The organism is Micromonospora sp. KC213, from assembly GCF_004348325.1.
Taxonomy (GTDB): Bacteria; Actinomycetota; Actinomycetes; order Mycobacteriales; family Micromonosporaceae; genus Micromonospora.
In genome coordinates this window covers 1-24,306 of the sequence record NZ_SMKF01000059.1, presented here as the reverse complement: position 1 = coordinate 24,306, position 24,306 = coordinate 1, and the positions used below count along the sequence as shown (strand labels likewise).

Sequence of the window (24,306 nt, the reverse complement as noted above, 5' to 3'; positions counted from 1 at the left end):
AGGATCGGCGTGGCGATGGCTGGGCGGAGACCGTTCGGGGTACCAGTTCCACAACGACGACAGGCGATCGGTGGGGGCACTTGCACCCCCGGGGCACCCTTGGACCGGCGAGAGGGGCGGGACGATGGGTAGGACGTTGAAACGGAGCGCGGCGTTCGCCGCGCTGGCCCGAGCGGTGGCGGCGGGCGCGCGGGGTGGACCGTCGCTGGGTACCCGGCTGGCCGCGGTGCCGCGGATGATCCGGGCGACGGGCCGGGGCGAGTACGACGGTGGTTTGCGGCTGGCGCTGATGGCGGCGGCGACGGCGTACGTCGTCTCCCCGGTGGACGTGGTGCCGGAGTTGTTCCTGACGGTCTTCGGTCTGCTCGACGACGCGGTGATGGTGACCTGGCTGGCCGGCAGCGTGCTGGCCGAGACCGAGCGTTTCCTGCAGTGGGAGGCCGGTCGCGCGTCCGTGGTCCCCGGGCAGGTGGTCGGCTGACGGCACGTACGCTGGGCGACGAACGAGTTTGTCTGCCCGGCGGCCGTCGCCGGCGCCGCGACGAAGGGCACAACGAGGTGCAGTACTACGACAACGTCGTCGAGCTGATCGGCGACACCCCGCTGGTGCGGCTGCGCAACGTCACCGAGGGTATCCAGGCGACCGTGCTGGCGAAGGTGGAGTACCTCAACCCCGGCGGTTCGGTGAAGGACCGGATCGCGCTGCGGATGGTGGAGGACGCCGAAGCCGCCGGCATCCTCAGGCCGGGCGGCACGATCGTCGAGCCGACCAGCGGCAACACCGGGGTCGGGTTGGCTCTGGTGGCACAGCTCAAGGGCTACCGGTGCGTGTTCGTCTGCCCGGACAAGGTCAGCCAGGACAAGCAGGACGTGCTGCGGGCGTACGGCGCCGAGGTGGTGGTCTGCCCGACCGCCGTCGCGCCGGAGGACCCGCGCTCCTACTACAACGTCTCCGACCGGCTGGCCCGGGAGATCCCCGGCGCCTGGAAACCCGACCAGTACAGCAACCCGGCCAACCCGCGCTCGCACTACGAGAGCACCGGCCCGGAGCTGTGGCAGCAGACCGACGGGCGGATCACCCACTTCGTGGCGGGTGTCGGCACGGGCGGCACCATCTCCGGCATCGGCCGGTACCTGAAGGAGGCATCCGAAGGGCGGGTCCGGGTGATCGGCGCCGACCCGGAGGGCTCGGTCTACTCCGGCGGCACCGGTCGGCCGTACCTGGTCGAGGGCGTCGGTGAGGACTTCTGGCCCAAGACGTACGACCAGGGTGTCGCCGACGAGATCATCGAGGTCTCCGACAAGGCGTCCTTCGAGATGACCCGGCGACTGGCCCGCGAGGAGGGCCTGCTGGTCGGCGGTTCCTGCGGCATGGCGGTGGTCGCGGCGCTGGAGGTGGCCCGCAAGGCCGGCCCCGACGACGTGATCGTGGTGCTCCTGCCGGACAGCGGCAAGGGCTACCTGTCGAAGATCTTCAACGACCGGTGGATGGCCCGGTACGGATTCCTGGCCGACGCGGGCACGGAGCCGACCGTGGCTGACGCGCTCGCCGGCAAGCCGGGCGGCCTGCCCGAGCTGGTGCACGTGCACCCGACCGAGACGGTCCGCGACGCGATCGACTACATGCGTGAGTACGGCGTCTCCCAACTGCCGGTGCTCAAGGCCGAGCCGCCGGTGGTGACCGGCGAGGTGGCCGGCTCGATCGCCGAGAAGGACCTGCTCGACGCGCTTTTCACCGGTCAGGCGCACCTGCACGACACCATCGAGCGGCACATGGCGGACCCGCTGCCGATGATCGGTGGCGGGCAGCCGGTGAGCGAGGCCGTGGCCCTGCTGGAGAAGTCCGACGCGGCCCTGGTGCTGGTCGACGGCAAGCCCAAGGGTGTGCTCACCCGGCAGGACCTGCTGGCCCATCTCGGCGCGCGGTGACGTCCGGCGACCCGCACAGCGGGCGGCCGTAGCGCAGCTGCGGGACCGCCACCGGGCCGATCCGCTCGTCCCGGATCTGTCCGGTGGCGGCCCAGCCGCCCCGCTCGTAGAACGCCCGGGCGCGCGCGTTGTCCCGCAGCACCCAGAGCACGGCCCGGGACCACCCCCGGGAGCGCATGGCCTCCAGCGCGTCGACCATCAGCTGCCGGCCGGTGCCCCGGCCGCGTTCCGCCGGGTCGAGATGGATGGCGTTGAGCAGGCCGGTGCCCGGGTCGCCCTCGTCGTCCGGCCCGAGGTAGCTAAAACCGACCAGCCGGCCGTCGCGTTCGGCCACCGTCATCCGGTGGTCGTCGTGCTCCCACGTCCACCGCTCGACCCAGTAGCTGCCCATCGCCGCCCCGGTCGGCTCGGCCAGTGCCGCCGCCGGCAGGAACGACGAGTACGCGGCCACCCGGGACCGTTGGTGCAGGGCACCGACCAGCATCAGGTCACCGGTGGTGGCGGGACGCAGCGTGACGGTCACCGGGCCGAGGTTACCCGCCGGGGCGGCACCGGCACGGTGGTCAGGTCCTCGGCGATCACCAGGTCGCCGGTGAAGTGCTCCCGGGCCTCGTCGGCGAAACGGCGCGGGTCGGCGTACCGCTGGGAGAAGTGGGTGAGCACCAGCGTGCGTACCTGCGACTCGGTGGCCACCCGCGCGGCCTGCGCCGCGGTCAGGTGGCCGACCTCGGCGGCGAGGGCGGCCTCCGACGCCAGGAACGTCGACTCGATGACCAGCAGGTCGGCGTGCTCGGCGAGGGCGTACACCGCGTCGCAGAGGCCGGTGTCCATCACGAACGCGAACCGCTGCCCCGGCCGGGTCACGCTCACCTCGTCGCGGGTGACGCGGCGTCCGTCCCGGTCCAGGTGGCCGACGCGTAGCAGCTCCCCGACCGCCGGACCGGTGATGCCGTACGCGGCCAGTTTCTCCGGCAGCGTACGGCGGCCGTCCGGCTCGACCAGCCGGTAGCCGTACGTCTCGACGGGGTGCCGCAGCCGGCGGGTCTCCAGCGTGCCGCCGCGCAGGGTGATCCGCTGCCCGTCGGCGTCGATCGGCGAGACGGCCAGCTCGGCCGTCTCGTGGAACGAGCTGGCGTGCCGCAGCCGGGCGAAGTACTCGGCACCGCCGGCCGGGAAGTGCACCGCCACCGGGTGCGGCACCCGGTCCAGGCTGAGCCGCTGGATGATCCCGGGCAGCCCCAGGCAGTGGTCGCCGTGGAAGTGGGTGACGCAGATCCGGGTCAGGTCGGTGGCGGTGACCCCGGTGCGCAGCAGTTGCCGCTGGCTGCCCTCACCCGGGTCGAAGAGGATCACCTCGTCGTCCCAGCGCAGCACGTACCCGTTGTGGTTGCGCAGCCGGGTCGGCGTCTGGCTGGCCGTCCCGAGCACCACCAGCTCACGCATCGACACGGAACTCCCCTGGGAACGAAGCGACCCCCGGGGCTTCCGCGCTGACGCGCGGGCCGGCTGGACTGGGCCGGCACCCCGGGGGTCGGGTGGCTGTCGTGGATTCGCCGCACCGCTGCCACACGGTCTCGACGATGGTGCCTGGTGCCCGCCTCGCGGCGGACGGGTTTTCACTGTCGAGGACAGCGGCTAGCGGACAGCCACCTCACGAGTCCGATCGCTATACAAGTCTGGACCACCTCCTTTCCCGTGTACGGCCACGTTATCCACTTCCCCGGGGAGCCGGCAACGGATTTCGATCACAGGCTCGGCCGGTCTCACCGACCGCCGCCGCTGGTAGCTGGGACGGCCGGGTGCTACGAACCTGATGTCGTATGCGATTCACCGGCCGGTCACCGCCGTTACTGGTCTGCTGGGACGACCGCGCCGGCGATTCACCTTCGTCGTCAAGTTTGTAGCGTCAGAAGACGGGGCGTCTTCCACCGGCGGGGGACGGCCCAGCCCTCAGTCGATGCCGATCGGGCCCTCGCGGGGGCCCTCCTCGTTGGCCGGCTGCACCGCCAGCGACGGGAAGTCGGCCAGGTCGCCCTCGGGCTCGGCGTCCCACTCCGGGAAGACCAGATCGCTCTGCAGGTAGAGGCAGAGCAACTGGGTGAGGTGGCGTAGCCCGTCCAGGTGCGTGCGCTCGTGCCCGTGGGTGGCGTCCACCCCGAAGCCGAGCAGCGCCACCCGGGCGTGCGCGCCCGCCTCGACCGCCGCCGCCACGTCTGAGCGGTAGTAGTCGAAGACGTCCCGGACCAGGTCGACGCCGTGCTCCTTGGCGATCGCGGCGAGCTTGCGGGTCAGGTGGTAGTCGAACGGGCCGACGCCGTCGCCCATCGCCAGGGTGGCCCCGTGCTCCCGGGACTGCTGGCCGGGGGCGACCACCGCCGCGTCCACCGAGACGATCTCCGCCACGTCCGGGTCCAGGCCGTGGCTGGCCCCGTGGCCGATTTCCTCGGTCACGGTGACCAGCAGGTGCGCGGTGACCTTCGGGGTGATCCCCGCGTCGACGAGCGCCTTGAGCGCGGTGAGCACCGCCGCCACGCCCGCCTTGTCGTCCAGGTGCCGCGACTTGACGTACCCGCTGGGGGTGACCGTCGGGTTGGGCAGGAACGCCACGAAGTCCCCGGCGTCGATGCCCAGCGCCCGCAGCCCGGCGATGTCCTCGACCGGCTCGTCGACCCGCACCTCCACCAGCTCCCACCCGACGCCCTGCAGGTCGACTGCCTCGTTGTAGCGGTGCCCGCTGGCCTTCAGCGGCAGCACCTGGCCGGTGATCACCCGATCCAGGTCGTCGGTGAAGATCCGCACGTGCGCGCCCTCGGCGAACCGGGCGCTGTGCGTGCCGATCGGTTTCAGCTCCAGCCGGCCGTTCTCCTTGAGCCGCTTGACCATCCCGCCGATGGTGTCGGTGTGCACCACGACCGCCCGGTCCGCGCCGGTCTGCCGAGGGCCGGGCAGGCAGGCGCTGAGCGCCCCACGCCGGGTCAGCGTCGAGGTGATCCCCAGCGCGGAGAGGCGTTCACCCACGTACTGCTGCACGTGGTCGGTACGCCCCGACGGGCTCGGGATCTCCAGCAACTCCAGCAGCACCTGGCGCAGGTAGTCCAGGTCGATCTCCAGCGGCTGAGGGTTCACGCGCCCGCCCCCGGGCCGGCCGGGCTCCACAGCCGCTGCGGGGCGCGGGTGCCCGGGAAGAGCAGGTCGACGAAGCGCTCCGCGGTGGGCTGCGGCTCGTGGTTGGCCAGTCCCGGCCGCTCGTTCGCCTCGATGAACACGTGTTCGGCCTGGTCGGGGGCGGGCACGAGCAGGTCCAGCCCGGTCACCGGGATGTCCAGGGCCCGGCTCGCCGCCACGCAGGCATCGGCGATCGCGGGGTGCAGGTCGGCCGTCACGTCGTGGATTGTGCCACCGGTGTGCAGGTTCGCGGTGCGGCGGACGGTGAGCGTCTGCCCCTCGGGCAGCACGTCGTGCATCCGGTACCCGGCGTCGGCCACCACCTCCCGGGTCATGTCGTCGATCGGGATCCGTGACTCACCCCCGGTGGCGGCGGCCCGCCGGCGACTCTGCCGCTCGATCAGCTCGGTGATGTCGTGCACCCCGTCGCCGGTGATCTGCGCCGGCCGGCGCACCGCCGCGGCCACCACCTCGTGGTTGATGACGATCACCCGCAGGTCCTCGCCGGAGCGCATCTCCTCGATCAGCACGTCGGGGCAGAATCGTCGGGCCAGCTCGACCGCCGCGGCCAGCGCCTCCGGCGTGCGGACCCCCACGGTGATGCCGTTGCCCTGCTCACCCCGGGCCGGTTTGACCACGACCGGGCCGACGTCGGTCAGGAACGCCAGATCGTCCGGATCACCGGTGGCGGTCCGGCCGCGCGGCACCGACAGACCCGCCTCGGTGAGGATCCGCCGGGTCACCCGCTTGTCGTCACAGCGGCTCATCGCCACCGCCGAGGTCAGCTCGGACAGCGACTCCCGGGTGTGGATGGTCCGGCCGCCGTTGCTCAACCGCAGCTCACCCCAGTGCGCGTCGGTGACCTCCACCCGGATGCCGCGGCGCATCGCCTCGTCCGCGATGATCCTCGCGTACGGGTTGAGTTCGTCGTACCCCTGTGGGGCGGCCGGCAGGAACAACGGCTCGTTGATCGGATTCTTCCGTTTCACGCACAGCGTGCCCGTACGGCGGAAACCGAGCCGCTCGTAGAGGCGGATCGCGCCGGAGTTCTCCGCCAGCACCGACAGGTCGACGAAGGCCCGGCCGCGCTCGTCGAGCCGGTCGGCCAGCGCGGTCAGCAACGCCTGGCCCGTGCCGGGCGGGGCGGTGTTGAAGTCGACGGTCAGGCACCACAGGCTGGCGCCGTTCTCCGGGTCGGCGAAGACCGCGACGTGGTCCACCCCGGTGATGGTGCCGACGATCTCCCCGGTGCCGCTCTCGGCGACCAGGTGCAGGAACCGGTCGGTGCGGGCGTTGTCCACCAGCACCTCCACCGGCGCGGTGACCATGCCGTTGCGGGCGTAGATCCGGTTCACCGCGTCCGCGTCGTCGGCGTCGCGCAGCGACCGGATCACCAACCCGGGCGGTTCGGAGCCGCCGTCGGCGGCGGCCGGGCGGTGCTCGCCCAGCGGCAGTCGGTAGGTCAGCGACGGGTCGATGAACAGCTCGTCGGGGAGCCGGGAGACCAGCACGTGCGGGTCACGCAGGTAGATGCAGATGTCCCGGGCACCGGCCGCCTCGGAACGCAGCACGTCCGCGACGGCTGCCTGGTCGACGAAGGTCTGCCCGAAGACCAGCCGCCCCCAACCGCAGTCCAGCACCACGTCCGCCTCGCCGGCCGGCCGCCTGCGCGGCTCGGGCGTGCCGGGAGCCACCGGGTCGCCGCCGGGGCCCACCCGTTCCCGTCGTCGGCCCCGCACCTGATCCCGGTCGAGACGGGCCGTGCCGGTCGCCAGCGTCTCGGTCATCGTCAGTCGATTCCGTGGCTCTGGAGCCACATTTCCAGCAGGCCGAGTTGCCACAGCTTGTTTCCGTTCAACGGGGTCAGTTCGGCGTTCGGGTCGGCGAGCAGCGCGTCGACGTAGTCGGCGCGGAACAGGTCACGGTGGCGGGCGACGGGCGCGGAGAGCGCGTCGCGTACCCGGTCGAGGAGCTTGCCCTCCAGGTGGGTGAGGCCCGGCACCGGGAAGTAACCCTTGGGCCGGTCGATGACCTCGTGCGGGAGGACGCGGCGGCCGATCTCCTTCAGCACGCCCTTGCCGCCCTGGGCCAGTTTCAGCTCCGGCGGGCAACTCGCGGCGAGCTCCACGAACTCGTGGTCGAGGAACGGCACCCGGGCCTCCAACCCGTGCGCCATGGTCATGTTGTCCACCCGCTTCACCGGGTCGTCGGTGAGCATCACCTGGGTGTCGATCCGCAGGCCCGCGTCGACCGCGGTCGACGCGCCCGGCCGGGCCAGGTGGGCGGCCACGAACTCCCGCGCCGGGTCACCGTCGGCCAGCCAGCCCGGGTTCAGCACCCGGGCCAGGCCGGCCGCGTCCCGGTCGAAGAACGCCTTCGCATACGTGTCGAGCGCCTGCTCCGGCTCGACCCGGGCCAGCGGCGGATACCAGTGGTAGCCGCCGAGGATCTCGTCCGCGCCCTGGCCGGACTGGACCACCCTGACGTGCTTGGACACCTCCTGGCTGAGCAGGTAGAACGCCACGCAGTCGTGGCTGACCATCGGCTCGCTCATCGCGGCGACGGCCGCCTCCAACGGCGGCACCAGATCCTGCGCGGCCACCCGGAGTTGGTGGTGGTCGGTGTCGAAGGTCTTCGCGACCAGATCGGAGTAGACGAACTCGTCCCCCTCCCGGCCGCCGACGGAGTCGAAGCCGATGGAGAAGGTGGACAGCCCGCGCTGCCCCTCGCCGGCCAGCAGCGCGACCACCAGGCTGGAGTCCAGCCCGCCGGAGAGCAGCACGCCGACCGGCACGTCGGCGACCATCCGGCGGCGCACCGCGGTGGTCAGCGAATCCAGCAGCGCGTCCTGCCAGTCCCGCTCTGACCAGGCGGCGCGCTCGGCGGCGCGGGTGAAGGACGGGTCCCAGTAGACCCGCTCGTGGGTACGGCCGTCCGGCTCGTACACCCGGACGGTGGCCGGGGGCAGCTTGGCGACGCCGCGCAGGATGGTGCGCGGCGGCGGCACGATGCTGTGGAAGCTCAGGTAGTGGGCCAGCGCCACCGGGTCGATGGAGGTGTCGACGCCGCCGCCGGCCAGCAGCGCCGGCAGGGTGCTGGCGAAGCGCACCACGCCGGGCGACTCGGCCAGGTAGAGCGGCTTGATGCCGAGCCGGTCCCGGGCCAGCACGAGCCGGCCGGTGTCTCGTTCGGCGATCGCCACGGCGAACATGCCGACCAGGTGGTCGACGAAGTCCAGCCCCCACTCGGCGTACGCCTTGACGACCACCTCGCTGTCGCCTGAGGAGAAGAAGCGGTGCCCTCTGGCCTGCAACTGCTCGCGTAGTTCCCGGTAGTTGTAGACGCAGCCGTTGAAGACACCGGTGAGCCCCGAGTCGGGGTCGACCAGCGGCTGCCCGCTCGCCGCCGACAGGTCGATGATCTTCAGGCGGCGGTGACCGAGGGCGACCGGCCCCTGGGACCAGACTCCGCTGTCGTCGGGCCCCCGGTCGCTCATGGTGGCCGCCATGCGTTCCACCGCCGCGACGTCGGCGCGCGCGCCGTCGCGCCGGAACTCTCCCGCAAGTCCGCACATGTGGTCCCATGCTGCCAGAGCATGTTGCGGTTCGCCTGTTGAGACGATGACAGTTGCGTGACAGCGTTGCTAGAATCCGCGCCGCCGGTCGCTGAGCGTGGTGGTGTCGGTGGACGAAACGGCGATCCGCACCGACGGCCGACGCGCCGGCCTCCCCCCGATGTGACAAATCCCGCACCGGACGGCTTCCGTGCGGTGTGGGATCTTGGCGACGTCCCGTTTTGTCAGGCGGCCTCAACCTGTGGAAGGGCGACGGCGGTGCCGGTCACCGCGATCCCGGTGCCGGGTTGGGCGGGGATCTCCACCGTGAGCAGGCTCGGGCGGCCCATGTCGTGGCCCTGACGCACGGTGACCGTCGCAGGCGGCACCACCAGGCCGAGCTCGCGCAGAAGACCACCGAACGCCGCTGCTGCTGCCCCGGTCGCGGCGTCCTCGACGACACCACCCGGTGGGAACGGGTTACGCGCATGGAAAACCAGCTCGGACTCGCGGTAGACGAGGTTGACGGTTGTCCAGTCGCGCTGGGCCATCAGGCTGGCCAACGCTGCCATGTCGTAGTCCAGGTCGGCCAGGCGTTGCCGGCTCACGGCGGCCACGACGGGGTGCCAAGCCCCGGCGAAGGCGACCCGCGGCGGCAACCTCGTGTCGAGATCATCCGGCGTCCAACGCAGCGCTTCCAGCAGCACCGCCAGGTCACCGGCGGAGATGGGCCGGCTCCGTGGTGCGACGCTGATCAGCGTGGCGGTGGTGGTGCCGTCGGCCTGCAACCTGGTGGAGACCTCGACCAGACCGGCGCGGGTCGCCAACTGCAGGACTCCTGGACCGTGGCGCTCGGCGTAGGCAACGGCTGACGCGATGGTGGCGTGGCCGCAGAACGGGACCTCTGCCTTCGGGCTGAAGTAGCGCACCTCGAAATGCCCATCCTCACCCGGCACGAGGAACGCGGTTTCGGAGTACCCGACATCGGCCGCCACCTGCTGCATCTCCGCGTCGCCGAGGCCGGTGGCGTCCAGTACGACACCGGCCGGGTTGCCGCCGGCGGGATCGGCGCTGAACGCGGCGTACCGAAGGATTTCCATGATGACGATGGTAGGGGGAGGCACCTGTCGCCCCGGTTTGGACAGTGACGGGCTGTTCGAGGGCCCGCAGCGGGTGCTGCGGGCCCTCCTCGTCGAGCCGGTCAGCTGGCGGTGCGGGCCACGCCGACCGGGCAGCTCAGCCCGTTCGGGCCGTGGGTGCAGTAGCCGTTCGGGTTCTTCGTCGGGGCCAGGTACTGCTGGTGGTAGTCCTCGGCGAAGTAGTAGTCGCCGAGCGGGGCGATCTCCGTGGTGATCTCGCCCTTGCCGGCGCGGGCCACGATCGGCGCGAACGCGTCCCGGGAGGCCTGCGCGGTGGCGAGCTGCTCGTCGGTGGTGGTGTAGATCGCCGACCGGTACTGGGTGCCGACGTCGTTGCCCTGGCGCATGCCCTGGGTCGGGTCGTGGTTCTCCCAGAAGACCTTGAGCAGATCCTCGTAGCCGATGGTCTGGGGGTCGTAGACGACCTGGACGACCTCGGCGTGCCCGGTCCGGCCCGAGCAGACCTCCTCGTACGTCGGGTTCGGCGTGTAGCCCCCGGCGTAGCCGGCGGAGGTGGTGATCACGCCGGGCAGCGTCCAGAACAGCCGCTCGGCACCCCAGAAACAGCCCATCCCGAAGACGGCGACCTGCGCCCCCTCGGGGAACGAGCCCTTCAACGGGCTGCCGAGCACCTCGTGCCGGTCGGCGACCGGCATGGCGATCGGGCGACCCGGCAGGGCCTGCTCCGGGTTGACCAGCTCGGCGTTCGTGCGGCGCAGGAACACAGTGGGACTCCTCTCGTACCTCTCCCCGCGTGCAACACCGGCGGGCCCCGCTTCCTTACCCGCCCTGCGACGGATCAGCCGGGGGTCCGGGTGCCGAGCCGAATTGGGGACGGGACCGGCGTCAGCCGAGCGCGGCGGCGACCCGGCCGGCGTACTCGCGGGCCTCGGCGTCGTCGGCGTAGCGGGTGCGGGGCCAGAAGAAGCCGCGCAGGCCGTCGCCCTTCGTCCGGGGTACGACGTGGGTGTGCAGGTGCGGCACCGACTGCGAGACCTTGTTGTTCATCGCCACGAACGTGCCGCCCGCGCCCAGGCCGGCCTCCACCGCCGCGGCGAGCCTGCGCACCAGGCCGAAGTAACCGGGAATCGCGGCGGCGGGCAGTTCCGTCAGGGTGACCAGGTGGGTGCGTGGCACGATCAGCACGTGGCCCTTGAACACCGGCCGGGTGTCCAGGAACGCCACCCCGTCCGGCTCGTCGGCGACGGTGAACGCGGGAACCTCGCCCGCCACGATCCCGCAGAACACGCACCCGCTCACCGAGCCCAGGCTAGTACGGCCGGCCGCCGCCCTGCCGGCGACGTCATGGTTCGTCGAGCACCCATCTCACCGACGTCGACCTGGACCCCGCCGCGCCGCGCGCGGATAGCGGGCAGGGCCAGCGCCGAGGCATGCGGCCCGGTCGGACCGGGTGGGCTGTCGGATCGACTACAGCACAACGACGAGCCTGGCTGACGATTCTTCGGATCCCTGGCCCTACCAGGGATTCCTCTGTCCGGGGCACCGCAGACGAGGAGCGGATCGGCGTCGAAATCTCGTCGCGGCCTGGATCGTAGCGGTGACACCGTGTGTGTACGCCCGATCCGGGCGGCACCCCGATCCACACCGGAGGAGACACCTCATGAGCACCAGCAGGCGAAACGTCCTCGGCATGATCGCCACCGCGGCCGTAGCCGGACCCCTCGTCGGACTGTCCCACCCGACGCCCGCGCTCGCGGCCGACCTGTACGACTCCAACACCGATCTCTACTCCGACCCGAACCTGGCCGAGGGCGTCGACTACGCCCGCCGCTACCGCCGGCATCCCCAGTTCGACAACTCCGACGCCGGGCCGAGCCCGTTCCCCCGTACGGCGATCATCGCCCCGCACGGCGGCGGGATCGAGGCCGGCACCTCGGAGCTGTGCCTGGCCATCGCCGGGTACCACCCGGCGACGTTGGCCGCGACCCCGCCCGCCGGACCCAGCTACGACTACTGGATGTTCGAAGGGATCCGCTCCACGGGCAACGGCGACCTGCACGTCACCGCCACGCACTGCGACGACGTGCCCGCCATGTCGGTGGCGGCCGGGGCGCTGAACGTGGTCGCGCTGCACGGCTGTACCCCCGGCACGGCGGGCCTGCCCGCGGACACCCAGGCGGTGGCGGTCGGCGGGCGCAACGCTGCGTTCCGGGCGCGGCTGGTCAATGCCTTCCAGGCGGCCGGGTTCACCGCCTTCGACGCAACCGGCATCCCGGCGCTCGCCGGCACCTCGACGGACAACATCGTCAACCGGACGCTGCTCGGCATGGGTGCCCAACTGGAGATCACCACCCCGCTCCGGTCGGCGATGTTCGGCACCAACACCCGACCGCAGCGCAAGAACACCACCAACCAGGTGTTCTGGGACTTCGTGGCGGCGACGCGGCTGGCGATCGCGCAGACCGAGGCGACCCAGCCAATCCTCTGACCCACGACGCGGCACCATCCGCCGCGTGGGACACCGGATGCGGACCTGGCGCGGGCGCAGCACGTTCGTCCGAACGTGCTGCGCCCGTCACCGATGTGACCCGCGCCCGGGTTCCACCGACCGGGACGCCGGGGAGGACTAACGTTCCCGTCATGAGTCACGGCTTCGAGACGCTCGCGATCCACGCCGGCCAGGACCCGGAGGCCCGCACCGGCGCGGTGATCCCACCGATCTACCAGACCAGCACCTACGCCCAGGACGCCGTCGGTGCGCCCCGGCAGGGCTACGAGTACAGCCGCTCCGGCAACCCCACCCGGGACGCGTTGCAGGAGTGCCTGGCCGCGCTGGAGGGCGGCCGGGTCGGGCTCGCCTTCGCCAGCGGCCTGGCCGCCGAGGACACCCTGCTGCGGGCGGTCTGCAAGCCGGGCGACCACGTGGTCATCCCGGATGACGCGTACGGCGGCACGTACCGGCTCTTCGCCCGGGTCGCCGAGCGGTGGGGGCTGTCGTACACCCCGGCCAAGGTCTCCGACCCCGACGCCGTGCGGGCCGCGATCCGGCCGGGCAGCACGAAGATCATCTGGGTGGAGACGCCGACGAACCCGCTGCTGGGTATCGCCGACATCGCCACCCTCGCGGCGGTGGCGCACGACGCCGGGGCGCTGCTGGTGGTCGACAACACCTTCGCCTCGCCGTACCTGCAACAGCCGATCGCGCACGGCGCGGACGTGGTGGTCCACTCCACCACGAAGTACGTCGGCGGACACTCCGACGTGGTCGGTGGCGCGCTTGTCGTCGCGGACGCCGGCCTCGGCGACGAGCTGCGCTACCACCAGAACGCGATGGGCGCGGTCAACGGCCCGTTCGACGCCTGGCTGACCCTGCGCGGCATCAAGACCCTCGGGGTACGGATGGACCGGCACTGCGACAACGCCGAGCGGATCGCCGCGTACCTGGACGGGCACCGGAAGGTCGCCGAGGTCATCTACCCCGGTCTGCCCGCGCACCCCGGCCACGAGGTGGCCGCCAAGCAGATGCGCCGGTTCGGCGGCATGATCTCGTTCCGGGCCGCCGGCGGCGAGGAGCACGCGGTGCGGATCTGCAACCAGGCGAAGCTGTTCGTGCTCGCCGAGTCGCTCGGCGGGGTGGAGTCCCTGATCGAGCATCCGGGCCGGATGACACACGCGAGCGCCGCCGGCTCGCCGCTTGAAGTTCCCGGCGATCTCGTGCGACTGTCTGTCGGCATCGAGACGGTCGACGACCTGCTCGCCGATCTGGAGCAGGCACTGGGCTGACCGCGGGTGAGGAGAGGGTGGCCGTGCAGGACATCATGCCGACCTGGGTGGGGGCGACCGCCAAGCAGATCGCCCGGGGGGTACGGCGGGGTGACGTCTCCGCCACCCAGGTCGTCGCCGACCACCTGGAGCACGTCGACCGGGCCGACGCCGAGTTGGCCGCGTTCCGCGTGGTCCGGGGCGGGGAGGCGGTCACCGAGGCGGAGAAGGTCGACGAGCAGGAGGACCTGGCCAACCTGCCGTTGGCCGGTGTCCCGGTCGCGGTCAAGGAGAACACCGCCGTCGCCGGTCTGCCGACCTGGAACGGGTCGGCGGCGGTGCGTACCGGTGTCGCCGAGGCCGACCACGAGGTGGTCCGTCGGCTGCGCGGCGCCGGCGCGGTGATCCTCGGGGTGACCCGGATGCCGGAGTTGGGCCTGTGGGGGATCACCGACGACGAGTCGGCGATCACCCGCAACCCGTGGGATCCGCGGCGCACCCCGGGCGGCTCCTCCGGCGGGGCCGCCGCCGCGGTGGCCGCCGGGCTGGTGCCGATCGCGCACGGCAACGACGGTCTCGGCTCGATCCGTATCCCGGCCGCCTGCTGTGGCCTGGTCGGTCTCAAGCCGGGCCGTGGCGTGGTGCCGTGCCAGCTCGGCGCGGAGGACTGGTTCGGCCTCACCGAGCACGGGATGCTCACCACCACGGTCGCCGACGCCGCCGTCGGCTTCCAGGTGCTCGCCGGCCGCCCCCAGGAGAAGCTGGTCCCGCCGGCGCGGCTGCGGGTCGGTGTGTCGCTGCGGTCCCCCGTGCGCGGCGTGTCACCGGACGTGCCGAACCGGGACGCGGTCGCCGCCGCCGGCCGACTGCTCGCCGCCGCGGGGCACGACACCGTTCCCGCCGACCCGGTGTACCCGACCGCGCTCGGCCTCCAGGGCATCGCCACCTGGTTCGCCGCGGCCGCCGCCGACGTGCGGGCCGCCGGCGTGCCGCCACGCGCTCTCCAGCGCCGTAGCCGCCGGCACGTCGCGCTGGGGGAGTGGGCCCAGCGCCGGGGGTATGTGCGGGAGGCCGACCGGGCCGCCTGGCGGGAACGGTCCATCGGTTTCTTCGCCGACCACTCGGTGGACCTGCTGCTCACCCCCGCGCTGGCCGGGCTGCCGCCGGCGGCCACCGCCTGGTCGAGCCGGTCATGGTTGGCGAACATGAAGGCCAACATCCGGTACGCCCCGTTCGCCGCGCCCTGGAACATCGCCGGCCTGCCGTCGATCGTGGTGCCGGTGGGCCGGCGTCCGGAAGGGCTGCCGGTCGCCGTCCAGCTCGTCGGCCCGCCCGGCTCGGAGCTGCTGCTGCTCGGTGTGGCGGGGCAGTTCGAGATGCAGGCCCCCTGGTCCCGGCACGCTCCCGGCTACCCGCGCGTCGGTTCGGGCTCGCCCGCTTCCGCGTGACGGTGCCGTCGGGCAACCCGGCCCACCCGCCGGTGCCGGCCGGTGCGGATCGGGCATCGCCGCAGGCAGGTGGCACGATCAGGCCATGACGGAACTGGTCGGCCTCGACGACGTACGGGCCGCGCGGAAACTGCTCGACGGCGTCACCCGGACCACCCCGCTGGAGCCCTCCCGGCCGCTGAGCGCCGCGCTCGGCGGTCCGGTCTGGCTCAAGTGCGAGAACGTGCAGCGCGCCGGCTCGTACAAGGTGCGAGGCGCGTACGTGCGGATCTCGCGGCTGTCGGCCGACGAGCGCGCTCGCGGCGTGGTCGCCGCGAGCGCTGGCAACCACGCGCAGGGGGTCGCGCTCGCCGCCGGGCTGGTGGGCACCGACGCCACGGTCTTCATGCCGGTCAACGCGCCGCTGCCGAAGGTGGCGGCCACCAAGGGGTACGGCGCCCAGGTCGAGTTGGCCGGCAACACCGTCGACGAGTCGCTGGTGGCGGCGCAGACCTTCGCCGAGCGGACCGGGGCGGTGCTGATCCACCCGTTCGACCACCGCGACGTGATCGCCGGCCAGGGCACGGTGGCGTTGGAGATCCTCGAACAGTGCCCGCAGGTGCGGACCATCGTGACCGGGGTCGGCGGCGGTGGCCTGATCTCGGGGGTCGCGGCGGCGGCCAAGGCGCTGCGTCCCGATGTCCGGGTGGTCGGGGTCCAGGCGGCCAGCGCCGCCGCCTTCCCGCTCTCGTTGCGGGCCGGTGCGCCGGTACGGCTGCCGACGTTCTCCACCATCGCCGACGGCATCGCCGTGGGCCGACCCGGCGAGATCACCTTCGACCACGTCCGCGCGCTCGTCGACGAGATCGTCACGGTCTCCGAGGAGGACATCTCCCGGGCGCTGCTGATGCTGCTGGAGCGGGGCAAGCAGGTGGTGGAACCGGCCGGCGCGGTCGGCGTGGCCGCCCTGCTCGCCGGGACGGTCGAGGTGACCACCCCGGTGGTCGCGGTGCTCTCCGGCGGCAACATCGACCCGCTGCTGATGATGCGGGTGATCGAGCACGGCCTGGCCGCCGCCGGACGGTACCTGCGGGTCACCGTCCGCTGCCCGGACCGGCCCGGCCAGCTCGCCGCGCTGCTCGCCGAGATCGCCGAGCACCGGGCGAACGTGGTGGACGTGGAGCACCAGCGGGCCAACCCGCACCTGCGCCTCGGTGAGGTCGAGGTGGCGTTGTCGGTGGAGACCCGGGGTGTCGAACACTCCGACACGCTGATCAGCGCGTTGCGGGCCAGCGGCTACCAGGTGGTCTTCGCGCCCGAGGCGTGACACCCGACGGGTGCCACGCCTCGGCGTACGCGATCGTCCCTGCCCGGGTCGCGCGGGCCCGGCGGGGTCGGCCTCAGCCGCTGAAGGGTTCGAAGCTGACGATGGTCACCTTGATGTCGGCGCCGCTGGGCGCCGTGTAGGTGCAGGCCTGGCCGGCGCGGCCACCCAGGATCGCCCTGCCGAGCGCCGACTCGGGGCTGTAGACGGTCAGGTCGGTGGTGGAGCCGATCTCGCGCGACCCGAGAAGGAAGGTCTCGGTGTCGTCGGCGTCGTCGTCGAAGTAGATCGTCACGACCATTCCGGGGGCCACCCCGTCGGCGGTCGGCGCCTCACCGACCTGGGCGGTGCGGAGCAGTTCCTTGAGGTAGAGGATCCGCCCCTCGGCCTTGCCCTGCTCTTCGCGGGCAGCGTGGTAGCCACCGTTCTCCCGCAGGTCGCCTTCCTCGCGCCGGGCGTTGATCTCGGCGGCGATGACCGGCCGGTTGGCGATCAGCTCGTCGAGCTCGGCCTGGAGCCGGTCGTACGCGTCCTGGGACAGCCAGGTGGCGGGCGCCTCGTTGCCTTTGGTGGACACAGGGCGTTCTCCTCGGTTGTGCGGACTGGCTGACAGGTGACTTACCAAGTTACCAGCGCGGCACACGTCCGCGGGTTGACGATCACGTCAGGACAATCCGTGCGAACCGGCTCATCCGACGGGCCGGCAGCGGAGCACCTCACCGATGAACGGGCGGGCCGTGGTGGGCACCCGGTGCCGGACGACGAGGTGCCGCTCGCCCGGTGCGGCGCTGACCGGCACCTCCTCCCGGCCCACCTCGGCGCCGTCGTGCGAGCGGGCGCGCAGCAGGCAGACCGCCGACCCGCCGGCCGGCACGGTGACCCGGAAGTCGACCCGGACGCCGGTGTCGGTGAGGTCGGCATAGGTGATCATCTGGGCGTCGTAGTTCGGGTCGCCGTAGCGGGTGTAGAGCTGGCTGGCGGCCAGGACCAGCACGCCGGCCAGACCGGCCACCAGCAGCCCCGCCAACAGCGGGCGGCGGCGTCGGGGCTCCCGACGGCGGCCGTACCGGCCCGGGGGGAACACCGGCGTGCCCGGCGGAACTGTGGCGTGCGTCTCGGTCACCGGTGGCTGTCTCCTGACGTCGTTGTCGGTGGCATCGGCAAGAATGGGAGGGTTCCATTTCCGCACCGCTCCCGGTCAAGGATGACAGGTCCGCCGCCGGGGCTGCCGGTGACACAGACGAGGAGCGCCTTCGTTGGCAGAGCAGCTGCGTCTCATGGCCGTGCACGCGCACCCGGACGACGAGTCCAGCAAGGGTGCCGCGACCACCGCGAAGTACGTCGCCGAGGGCGTGGACGTCCTGGTCGTGACGTGCACCGGCGGTGAACGCGGCAGCGTGCTCAACCCGAAGATGGACCGGCCCGACGTCTGGGCCAACATCGCCGAGATCCGTCGCGGGGAGATGGACGCGGCCCGGGCCATCCTCGGCATCGAGCAGGCCTGGCTCGGCTTCGTCGACTCGGGGCTGCCCGAGGGCGACCCGCTGCCGCCGTTGCCCGAGGGCTGCTTCGCCCTGCAGGACGTGGACGTCGCCGCCGGTGCGCTGGTGCGGCTCATGCGCGAGTTCCGCCCGCACGTCGTCACCACGTACGACGAGGAGGGCGGCTACCCGCACCCCGACCACATCATGACCCACAAGATCAGCGTGGCCGCGTTCGAAGCGGCCGGCGACCCGGAGCGCTACCCCGACCTCGGCGAGCCCTGGCAGCCGCTCAAGCTCTACTACGACATCGGGTTCTCGAAGGGCAAGATCATGGCTCTGCACGAGGCCATGCTCGAGGCCGGTCTGGAGTCGCCCTACGGACAGTGGCTCGAGCACTGGGAGGACCGTCCGGACAAGGGCCCCCGGATCACCACCCGGGTGGAATGCGCCGACTATTTCCCGGTCCGCGACGACGCACTGCGCGCCCACGCCACCCAGATCGACCCGGACGGCTTCTGGTTCCACGTGCCGATGGACCTCCAGCGCCGGGCCTGGCCCACGGAGGATTTCCAACTCGTCCGCTCGTTGGTCGACAGCCCGCTGCCCGAGTCGGACCTCTTCGCCGGGGTACGCGAGACGGCCCACGCCCGCTGACCGGCGCCGGGCTACGCTGAAACCCCACCGCACATCGGAGAACACATGCTGACCGCCGCCCAGGTGCTCGCGACGAACAACTTCGGTGACACCCGCACGGGTGGCCTGGCCGGGCCGATGGGCCTGTTCCTGCTCCTGCTGCTGTCCGCCGCCACCATCCTCCTGATCCGCAACATGAACTCCCGGCTGCGCCGGCTGCCGGACCGGTTCCCCGACCACGGCACGGCGGCCGGAACCGGTCGGGTCGACGCGTCGGTCGTCGATCCGACGGATGGGATGGCAGGGCAGGAATCACGTCCAAACGAGGCCACCGGCCCCCAACAGGGCCGCAACCGCTGACGCGGGGGTGATTCACGCCCATCTGGGCCGTCGACCCCTGTTGCGGTCACCCGGATTGGCTTAGCCTTCCGCCGGGGGGACCTCGCAGTCCCCGAGCCGCGCGCGGGAGGGGGCGCCATGACCGTGGCAGCAGCGTCTGTCCCGTGCGCCGTCCCGGCGCCGGCGGACGGAGTGGGCCGGTGATCTCCGGCCGGGGCGGCGATCTGCGCGACCGGTCCGACCCGCTCGGCGTACCGCCGCGGGTGCTGCTGCTCGTCGCCGCCGTCACGCTCACCGCCCTGGCCGCGGTCGCGGCCGGCCTGATCGTTCCCGCCACGCTGCCACCGGACGACCCGCTCGCCCCACCGGCCCGGTTCGGGGTCGTCGTCGCGGTGTTCGCCGTCGCCCAACTGGCCCGGCTGCGGTTCCGCACCGAGACCGGCATGGTCAGCATCACCTGGGGTGAAGCTGCCCTGATCGTCTGCCTGTACCTCGCGCCGGCCGGATGGCTGCCCGCCGCCGCCCTGCTCGGCACCGCCCTGGCCTGGGGCGGCATGTCCCTGTTCGTCGATCGGCGACCGCCCGTCGAGGTGCTGCGGATCGCGGCCTCGCTGACCGCCGCCACGGCGCTGGCGGTCGCGGTCGCCACCACGCTCGGCGCACCGCTACTGGCCGCGCCCACCCCCGCCCTCGCGCTCGCCCAGGTCGCCGGCGCGGTCACCTACCTGCTGGCCACCGTCTGCCTCGGCGGGGCCACCCTGGCCCTGCGCAACGGACTGGCGATCGGGCCGCCGATCCTCGCCGCGCTCCGCGGCAAACTGCTGATGTTCGTCGGCAACGTCGCCGTCGGCTTGGCCGTGGTGGCGCTGCTGGAGATCGACGCCCGCTGGTTGCTGCTCCTGCCACCCCCGCTCTGGCTGCTCCAGCAGACCTACCGGCACCGGCTCCGGGTCGACCGGGAGCGGCGCGACTGGCGGGCGTTCGCCGAGGCGACGGCCGCCCTCAACCAGCTCGACGAGCGGGGCGTGGCCACCGCCGCGGCGACCGGTGCGCGAACTCTCTTCGGCGCCGAGCTGGTCGACGTCGACGTGGCCCGGGGCGACGGCCGCTGGCGCCGCTACCGCGCCGAGGCCTGCGGCCAGGTGCGCGACCGGGAGGTGGGACCGCCCGGTCCATCGTCCGCCGGAGAGCACGAGCTGGTCCGTCCGCTCACCGTCGGCGACGTCCTGGTCGGCGAGTTTCGGGTCCGGTTCCCCGCCTCGGCGCCGCCGGCCCCCCGGGAGCGCGACGCGGTGGCCGCCTTCTCCGACGCGCTGGCCGCCGCGCTGCACGACTCCGCCACCCATCGCGAGCTGCGGCTGGTCAGCGCACGATCCTCGTACGAGGCGGTGCACGACGCGCTGACCGGGCTGGTCAACCGGGCTGCCATGCTCAGCAAGGGCGACCAGGCGTTGCGGCAGCTCGCGCACGACCACCCCGTCGCGCTGCTGCTGCTGGACGTCAACAAGTTCAGGGAGGTCAACGACACCCTCGGGCACGCCGCCGGCGACCAGCTGCTGCGGCTCACCGCCAACCGGCTGGGTGCCCTCACCCGTCCTGGTGATCTGCTGGGGCGTCTCGGCGGCGACGAGTTCGCCCTGCTGCTGACGTCGGTGCCGATCGTCGGCGATCGGGCGGCGCCGATGGCGTACGCGCTGCGCCAGGCCCGCGAGATCGCCGAGCGGCTGGCCGCACCCACCGAGGTGGCCGGGGTGCGCATGTCGGTCGAGGTGTCGGTGGGAGTGGTGGTGGCCGGGGCCGGCACCGCCGACCTGACCGAGCTGCTGCGCCGCGCCGACATCGCCATGTACCAGGCCAAGGAGGGCGGCGGCAGCGTCGCCGTGTACGACAGCTCCCGGGACGCCGCGAGCACCGACCAGTTGGCGCTGCTCGCCGAGCTGCGGGAGGCGTTGCAGACCGACGACCAGCTGGTGCTGGCCCTGCAACCGGCGGTCGACCTCGCCACCGGCGCACCGACGGGAGTGGAGGCCCTGATCCGTTGGCGGCACCCGCGACGGGGCTGGCTCGGCCCGGTCGACTTCATCCGCCCGGTGGAGAACAGTGAGCAGCTCGGCGCCTTCACCCGGTACGTGCTGGACAAGGCGCTCGCGGTGGCGGCCGGCTGGGCCCGCGAGGGGCTGGACGTGCCGATCTCGGTGAACCTGTCGGCGCGCAGCCTGCTCGACCCGCGGCTACCGGCCGAGATCGCCGACGCGCTGCGCCGGCACCAGGTGCCGCCGCACCGGCTCGTCCTGGAGATCACCGAGACGGTGGTGATGAGCGAGCTGGAGGTGATCGACGAGGTGCTGGCCACCCTGCGCGCCATGGGCGTGCAGCTGGCGGTGGACGACTTCGGCACCGGCTTCTCGTCGTTGACCTTCCTCACCCGCATCGCCGTGGACGAGTTGAAGGTGGACCGCTCGTTCGTGATCCGGATGGTCGACTCGCCGGAGGCGGCGGCGATCGTCCGGACCACCGTCGGGCTCGCCCACGAGTTGGGACTGCGGGTGGTCGCCGAGGGGGTGGAGACCGCCGAGCAGCGGCTCGCCCTGGCCGAGCTGGGCTGCACCGCCGCCCAGGGCTACCACTTCTTCAAACCGATGCCGGCGGACAAGATCGGAGCGGTGCTCGGGTCGCTGCGCGACGCGGCCGAGTCCAACGTGTTCCGGCTCCGCGTCGACGGAGCCTCCTGAGCCGGTCGTCGGTGTGACCGGCGGGGGCGCCGCGGGGTGGATATGGTCGTCGGGTGAACCGACTCGCGGACGCCACCTCGCCGTACCTGCTCCAGCATGCCGACAACCCGGTCGACTGGTGGCCGTGGTGTCCGGAGGCTTTCGCCGAGGCGAAGCGCCGGGACGTGCCGGTGCTCATCTCGGTCGGCTATGCGGCCTGCCACTGGTGTCACGTGATGGCCCACGAGTCGTTCGAGAACGAGCAGGTCGGGGCACTGGTCAACGACGACTTCGTGGCGATCAAGGTGGACCGTGAGGAGCGGCCCGACGTCGACGCCGTCTACATGACCGCCACCCAGGCGATGACCGGGCAGGGCGGCTGGCCGATGACGGTCTTCGCCACCCCGGACGGCACCCCGTTCTTCTGCGGCACCTACTTCCCGCGACCGAACTTCGTCCGGCTGCTGGAATCGGTCGCCGCCGCCTGGCGCGACCAGCGGGAGGCCGTGCTGCGCCAGGGTGCCGCCGTGGTCGAGGCGATCGGCGGGGCACAGGCCGTCGGTGGTCCCACCGCCCCGCTCACCGCCGAGCTGCTCGACGCCGCCGCCGGCCAGCTCGCCCGCGAGTACGACGAAACCAACGGCGGGTTCGGTGCCGCCCCGAAGTTCCCACCGCACATGAACCTGCTCTTCCTGCTCCGCCACCACCAGCGCACCGGCTCGGCGCGCAGTCTGGAGATCGCCCGGCACACCGCCGAGGCGATGGCCCGGGGCGGCATCCACGACCAGCTCGCGGGTGGGTTCGCGCGCTACTCGGTGGACGGCCACTGGACGGTGCCGCACTTCGAGAAGATGCTCTACGACAACGCCCTGCTGCTGCGCTTCTACACCCAGCTCTGGCGGCTCACCGGCGACCGGCTGGCCCGGCGGGTGGCCCGGGACACCGCCCGTTTCCTCGCCGACGAGCTGCACAAGCCGGGGGAGGGCTTCGCGTCGGCACTGGACGCCGATACCGAGGGCGTCGAGGGGCTCACCTACGCCTGGACGCCGGCCCAGCTGGTCGAGGCGTTGGGCGAGTCCGACGGCCGCTGGGCCGCGGACCTGTTCGAGGTCACCGAGTCCGGCACCTTCGAACACGGCACGAGCGTGCTCCGGCTCGCCCGGGACGTCGACGACGCCGACCCGCAGATCCGGGCCCGCTGGCAGGACGTGGTCGGGCGGCTGCTGGCCGCCCGGGACGCCCGGCCGCAACCGGCCCGCGACGACAAGGTGGTGGCCGCCTGGAACGGCCTGGCCATCACCGCGATCGCCGAGTTCCTCCAGGTCGCCGCCGCGTACGTCGCGCCCGACGACGAGGACGCGAACCTGATGGAGGGCGTCACCATCGTCGCCGACGGGGCGATGCGGGACGCCGCCGCGCACCTGGCCGCCGTGCATGTGGTCGACGGGCGGCTGCGCCGGACGTCGCGCGACAAGGTGGTCGGTGAGCCGGCCGGGGTGCTGGAGGACTACGGCTGCGTGGCCGAGGCGTTCTGTGCGCTGCACCAGCTCACCGGAGAGGGACGCTGGCTGGAACTGGCCGGCGGGCTGCTGGACACCGCCCTGGCCCGCTTCGCCGCCCCGGACGGCGGCTTCTACGACACCGCCGACGACGCCGAGCGACTAATCACCCGACCCGCCGACCCGACCGACAACGCCACCCCGTCCGGTCGTTCCGCGATCGCGGCGGCCCTGGTGACGTACGCCGCGCTGACCGGCCAGACCCGGTACCGGGAGGCGGCCGAGCGGACGCTGGCCACCGTCGCGCCGATCGTCGGGCGGCACGCCCGGTTCACCGGCTACGCGGCGATGGCGGGCGAGGCGCTGCTCTCCGGGCCGTACGAGATCGCGGTGGTCACCGACGACCCGGAGGGCGACCCGCTGGTGGCGGCGGCGACCCGGCACGCCCCGCCCGGGGCGGTGCTGGTGGCCGGCCGGACCGACCGGCCGGGGGTGCCGCTGCTGGCGGACCGGCCGCTGGTCGACGGGCGGCCCACCGCGTACGTCTGTCGGGGTTTCGTCTGCCAGCGACCGGTGACCTCCGTCGACGACCTGGTCGCCCAACTCGGCTGACCCAGCCCACCGCCATCGTCGGACCACCGGCCACCCGCCGTCGGCCGGCACCGGTCACGGCCAGAGCAGCTCGCGGTTCCAGCCGTTCGGGCTCCGGCGGTAGCGGAGCCGGACGTGCCGGCGCTCCCGGTCGGCCTGCCAGAACTCGACGGTCTCGGGCCGTACCAGGTACACGGTGTGGGCCTCGGCGACGAGCTCCGGGTCGGCGGTCAGCGCCGCCCGGACCCGGGCGAGTTCCGCGTCGAGGGCCGCCCGGTCGGTGAGCTGCTCGCTCTGCCGGCCGGCCAGGGTGGCGACCCGGGACCCGAGCGGGCGGGCCAGGAAGTCGCGCCGGGAGACCTCCGGGTCCGCGGGGCGGGTCACCCCTCGAACCCGCACCTGCCGGCCCAGCTCCCGCCAGTGGAAGGTCAGCGCGGCCCGCGGATTGCCGGCGAGCTGCCGGCCCTTGGCGCTGTGGGCGCTGGTGGCGAAGTGCCAGCCGTCGGCGTCCAGGTCCTTGAGGATGAGCACGCGCGCGTCGGGGAAGCCGTCGGCGTCCACCGTCGAGACGGTCATCGCGTGCGGCTCGTCCACCCCGGCGGTGACCGCCGTCGCGAACCAGGAGGCGAAGAGGGCCACGGGGTCGTCCGGCACGTCGACGGGGTCGAAGGAGGGCATCTCGTGCGCCAGCACCGGGAGCCCGCGCAACATGTCGCGGGTAGTCATGACGCGATCATGTCAATCACCGGTCGTCGGGGGACGCTGGCTGGAACTGGCCGGCGGGCTGCT

The 24,306-nt window shown here is 72.6% G+C and carries 21 protein-coding genes; 10 read left to right on the top strand and 11 right to left on the bottom strand.

Translation table 11 applies throughout. The features are described from left to right. The first annotated feature begins 124 nt into the window (after nucleotides 1-124). Nucleotides 125-481: a YkvA family protein gene (locus E1166_RS14530; protein WP_132263383.1), complete on the top strand. Its 357-nt coding sequence runs from the start codon at nucleotides 125-127 to the stop codon at nucleotides 479-481. 77 nt (nucleotides 482-558) lie between these two features. Next, a complete protein-coding gene (locus E1166_RS14525) occupies nucleotides 559-1,929 on the top strand; it encodes a cystathionine beta-synthase (protein WP_132339257.1) in 1,371 nt (456 codons plus the stop codon). Here E1166_RS14525 and E1166_RS14520 read toward each other — a convergent pair. The 8 genes from E1166_RS14520 to E1166_RS14485 form a co-directional block, all read right to left on the bottom strand. Then, nucleotides 1,889-2,452 (bottom strand): GNAT family N-acetyltransferase, encoded by a 564-nt coding sequence (locus E1166_RS14520; protein ID WP_132339255.1) that lies wholly within the window; start codon nucleotides 2,450-2,452, stop codon nucleotides 1,889-1,891. The genes E1166_RS14525 and E1166_RS14520 overlap by 41 nt on opposite strands. Further along, nucleotides 2,449-3,378, bottom strand: a complete 930-nt coding sequence (locus E1166_RS14515; RefSeq protein ID WP_132339253.1) for a ribonuclease Z — start codon at nucleotides 3,376-3,378, stop codon at nucleotides 2,449-2,451. The genes E1166_RS14520 and E1166_RS14515 overlap by 4 nt, the downstream gene beginning before the upstream one ends. A 501-nt stretch (nucleotides 3,379-3,879) precedes the next feature. Continuing rightward, the gene (locus E1166_RS14510; RefSeq protein ID WP_132339251.1) at nucleotides 3,880-5,055 is read right to left on the bottom strand and encodes an osmoprotectant NAGGN system M42 family peptidase; all 1,176 of its coding nucleotides are present in this window, start codon (nucleotides 5,053-5,055) and stop codon (nucleotides 3,880-3,882) included. Further along, nucleotides 5,052-6,881, bottom strand: coding sequence for an N-acetylglutaminylglutamine synthetase (ngg, locus tag E1166_RS14505; protein WP_132339249.1), 1,830 nt, complete (start codon nucleotides 6,879-6,881; stop codon nucleotides 5,052-5,054). The genes E1166_RS14510 and ngg overlap by 4 nt, the downstream gene beginning before the upstream one ends. Nucleotides 6,882-6,883: 2 nt before the next feature. Continuing rightward, complete coding sequence (locus E1166_RS14500; protein WP_132339247.1) at nucleotides 6,884-8,668, bottom strand: N-acetylglutaminylglutamine amidotransferase; 1,785 nt, start codon at nucleotides 8,666-8,668, stop codon at nucleotides 6,884-6,886. A 224-nt stretch (nucleotides 8,669-8,892) separates the two neighbouring features. Next, entirely contained in the window at nucleotides 8,893-9,747 is an 855-nt protein-coding gene (locus E1166_RS14495; RefSeq protein ID WP_132263367.1) for a PhzF family phenazine biosynthesis isomerase, read from the bottom strand. Nucleotides 9,748-9,848: 101 nt separating this feature from the next. After that, nucleotides 9,849-10,511 (bottom strand): peptide-methionine (S)-S-oxide reductase MsrA, encoded by a 663-nt coding sequence (gene msrA / locus E1166_RS14490; protein ID WP_132339245.1) that lies wholly within the window; start codon nucleotides 10,509-10,511, stop codon nucleotides 9,849-9,851. A 121-nt stretch (nucleotides 10,512-10,632) separates the two neighbouring features. Next, nucleotides 10,633-11,046, bottom strand: coding sequence for an HIT family protein (locus E1166_RS14485; protein ID WP_132339243.1), 414 nt, complete (start codon nucleotides 11,044-11,046; stop codon nucleotides 10,633-10,635). Nucleotides 11,047-11,407: 361 nt separating this feature from the next. On the opposite strand from E1166_RS14485, the gene E1166_RS14480 reads away from it, so the two are divergent. The 4 genes from E1166_RS14480 to ilvA all read left to right on the top strand — a co-directional run bounded on the left by E1166_RS14480 (nucleotide 11,408) and on the right by ilvA (nucleotide 16,263). Then, nucleotides 11,408-12,235, top strand: coding sequence for a poly-gamma-glutamate hydrolase family protein (locus tag E1166_RS14480; protein WP_132339241.1), 828 nt, complete (start codon nucleotides 11,408-11,410; stop codon nucleotides 12,233-12,235). Between the two features lie 152 nt (nucleotides 12,236-12,387). After that, on the top strand, nucleotides 12,388-13,530 hold the full coding sequence (locus E1166_RS14475; protein WP_132339239.1) for a cystathionine gamma-synthase: 1,143 nt from the start codon (nucleotides 12,388-12,390) through the stop codon (nucleotides 13,528-13,530). Nucleotides 13,531-13,547: 17 nt separating this feature from the next. Then, nucleotides 13,548-14,957, top strand: a complete 1,410-nt coding sequence (locus tag E1166_RS14470) for an amidase family protein (protein ID WP_132339237.1) — start codon at nucleotides 13,548-13,550, stop codon at nucleotides 14,955-14,957. Between the two features lie 85 nt (nucleotides 14,958-15,042). Continuing rightward, entirely contained in the window at nucleotides 15,043-16,263 is a 1,221-nt protein-coding gene (gene ilvA, locus E1166_RS14465; protein ID WP_132339235.1) for a threonine ammonia-lyase, read from the top strand. Between the two features lie 73 nt (nucleotides 16,264-16,336). Here ilvA and greA read toward each other — a convergent pair whose 3' ends face one another. Continuing rightward, nucleotides 16,337-16,837: a transcription elongation factor GreA gene (gene greA / locus E1166_RS14460; RefSeq protein ID WP_132339233.1), complete on the bottom strand. Its 501-nt coding sequence runs from the start codon at nucleotides 16,835-16,837 to the stop codon at nucleotides 16,337-16,339. Nucleotides 16,838-16,948: 111 nt separating this feature from the next. Then, complete coding sequence (locus E1166_RS14455) at nucleotides 16,949-17,383, bottom strand: DUF4307 domain-containing protein (RefSeq protein WP_132263348.1); 435 nt, start codon at nucleotides 17,381-17,383, stop codon at nucleotides 16,949-16,951. Nucleotides 17,384-17,516: 133 nt separating this feature from the next. Between E1166_RS14455 and mca the strand changes: the two genes are divergently transcribed. The 4 genes from mca (at nucleotide 17,517) to E1166_RS14435 (ending at nucleotide 23,538) form a co-directional block, all read left to right on the top strand. Continuing rightward, a complete protein-coding gene (gene mca / locus E1166_RS14450) occupies nucleotides 17,517-18,398 on the top strand; it encodes a mycothiol conjugate amidase Mca (RefSeq protein ID WP_132339231.1) in 882 nt (293 codons plus the stop codon). Between the two features lie 45 nt (nucleotides 18,399-18,443). Further along, nucleotides 18,444-18,737 (top strand): hypothetical protein, encoded by a 294-nt coding sequence (locus E1166_RS14445; RefSeq protein ID WP_132339229.1) that lies wholly within the window; start codon nucleotides 18,444-18,446, stop codon nucleotides 18,735-18,737. A 242-nt stretch (nucleotides 18,738-18,979) separates the two neighbouring features. Then, nucleotides 18,980-21,448: a bifunctional diguanylate cyclase/phosphodiesterase gene (locus E1166_RS14440; RefSeq protein ID WP_243710346.1), complete on the top strand. Its 2,469-nt coding sequence runs from the start codon at nucleotides 18,980-18,982 to the stop codon at nucleotides 21,446-21,448. A gap of 53 nt (nucleotides 21,449-21,501) precedes the next feature. Next, entirely contained in the window at nucleotides 21,502-23,538 is a 2,037-nt protein-coding gene (locus E1166_RS14435) for a thioredoxin domain-containing protein (RefSeq protein WP_132339227.1), read from the top strand. Nucleotides 23,539-23,592: 54 nt separating this feature from the next. Here E1166_RS14435 and E1166_RS14430 read toward each other — a convergent pair whose 3' ends face one another. Next, a complete protein-coding gene (locus E1166_RS14430; protein ID WP_132339225.1) occupies nucleotides 23,593-24,243 on the bottom strand; it encodes a pyridoxal 5'-phosphate synthase in 651 nt (216 codons plus the stop codon). Between the last annotated feature and the right edge of the window lie 63 nt (nucleotides 24,244-24,306).

What these genes read in the sequence shown, in the direction of transcription:
- E1166_RS14530 (WP_132263383.1), top strand. Translation starts at nt 125, where the DNA reads ATGGGTAGGACGTTGAAACGGAGCGCGGCGTTCGCCGCGCTGGCCCGA.
- ngg (WP_132339249.1), bottom strand. Translation starts at nt 6,881, where the DNA reads ATGACCGAGACGCTGGCGACCGGCACGGCCCGTCTCGACCGGGATCAG.
- E1166_RS14500 (WP_132339247.1), bottom strand. Translation starts at nt 8,668, where the DNA reads ATGTGCGGACTTGCGGGAGAGTTCCGGCGCGACGGCGCGCGCGCCGAC.
- E1166_RS14495 (WP_132263367.1), bottom strand. Translation starts at nt 9,747, where the DNA reads ATGGAAATCCTTCGGTACGCCGCGTTCAGCGCCGATCCCGCCGGCGGC.
- E1166_RS14480 (WP_132339241.1), top strand. Translation starts at nt 11,408, where the DNA reads ATGAGCACCAGCAGGCGAAACGTCCTCGGCATGATCGCCACCGCGGCC.
- E1166_RS14475 (WP_132339239.1), top strand. Translation starts at nt 12,388, where the DNA reads ATGAGTCACGGCTTCGAGACGCTCGCGATCCACGCCGGCCAGGACCCG.
- ilvA (WP_132339235.1), top strand. Translation starts at nt 15,043, where the DNA reads ATGACGGAACTGGTCGGCCTCGACGACGTACGGGCCGCGCGGAAACTG.
- E1166_RS14445 (WP_132339229.1), top strand. Translation starts at nt 18,444, where the DNA reads ATGCTGACCGCCGCCCAGGTGCTCGCGACGAACAACTTCGGTGACACC.
- E1166_RS14430 (WP_132339225.1), bottom strand. Translation starts at nt 24,243, where the DNA reads ATGACTACCCGCGACATGTTGCGCGGGCTCCCGGTGCTGGCGCACGAG.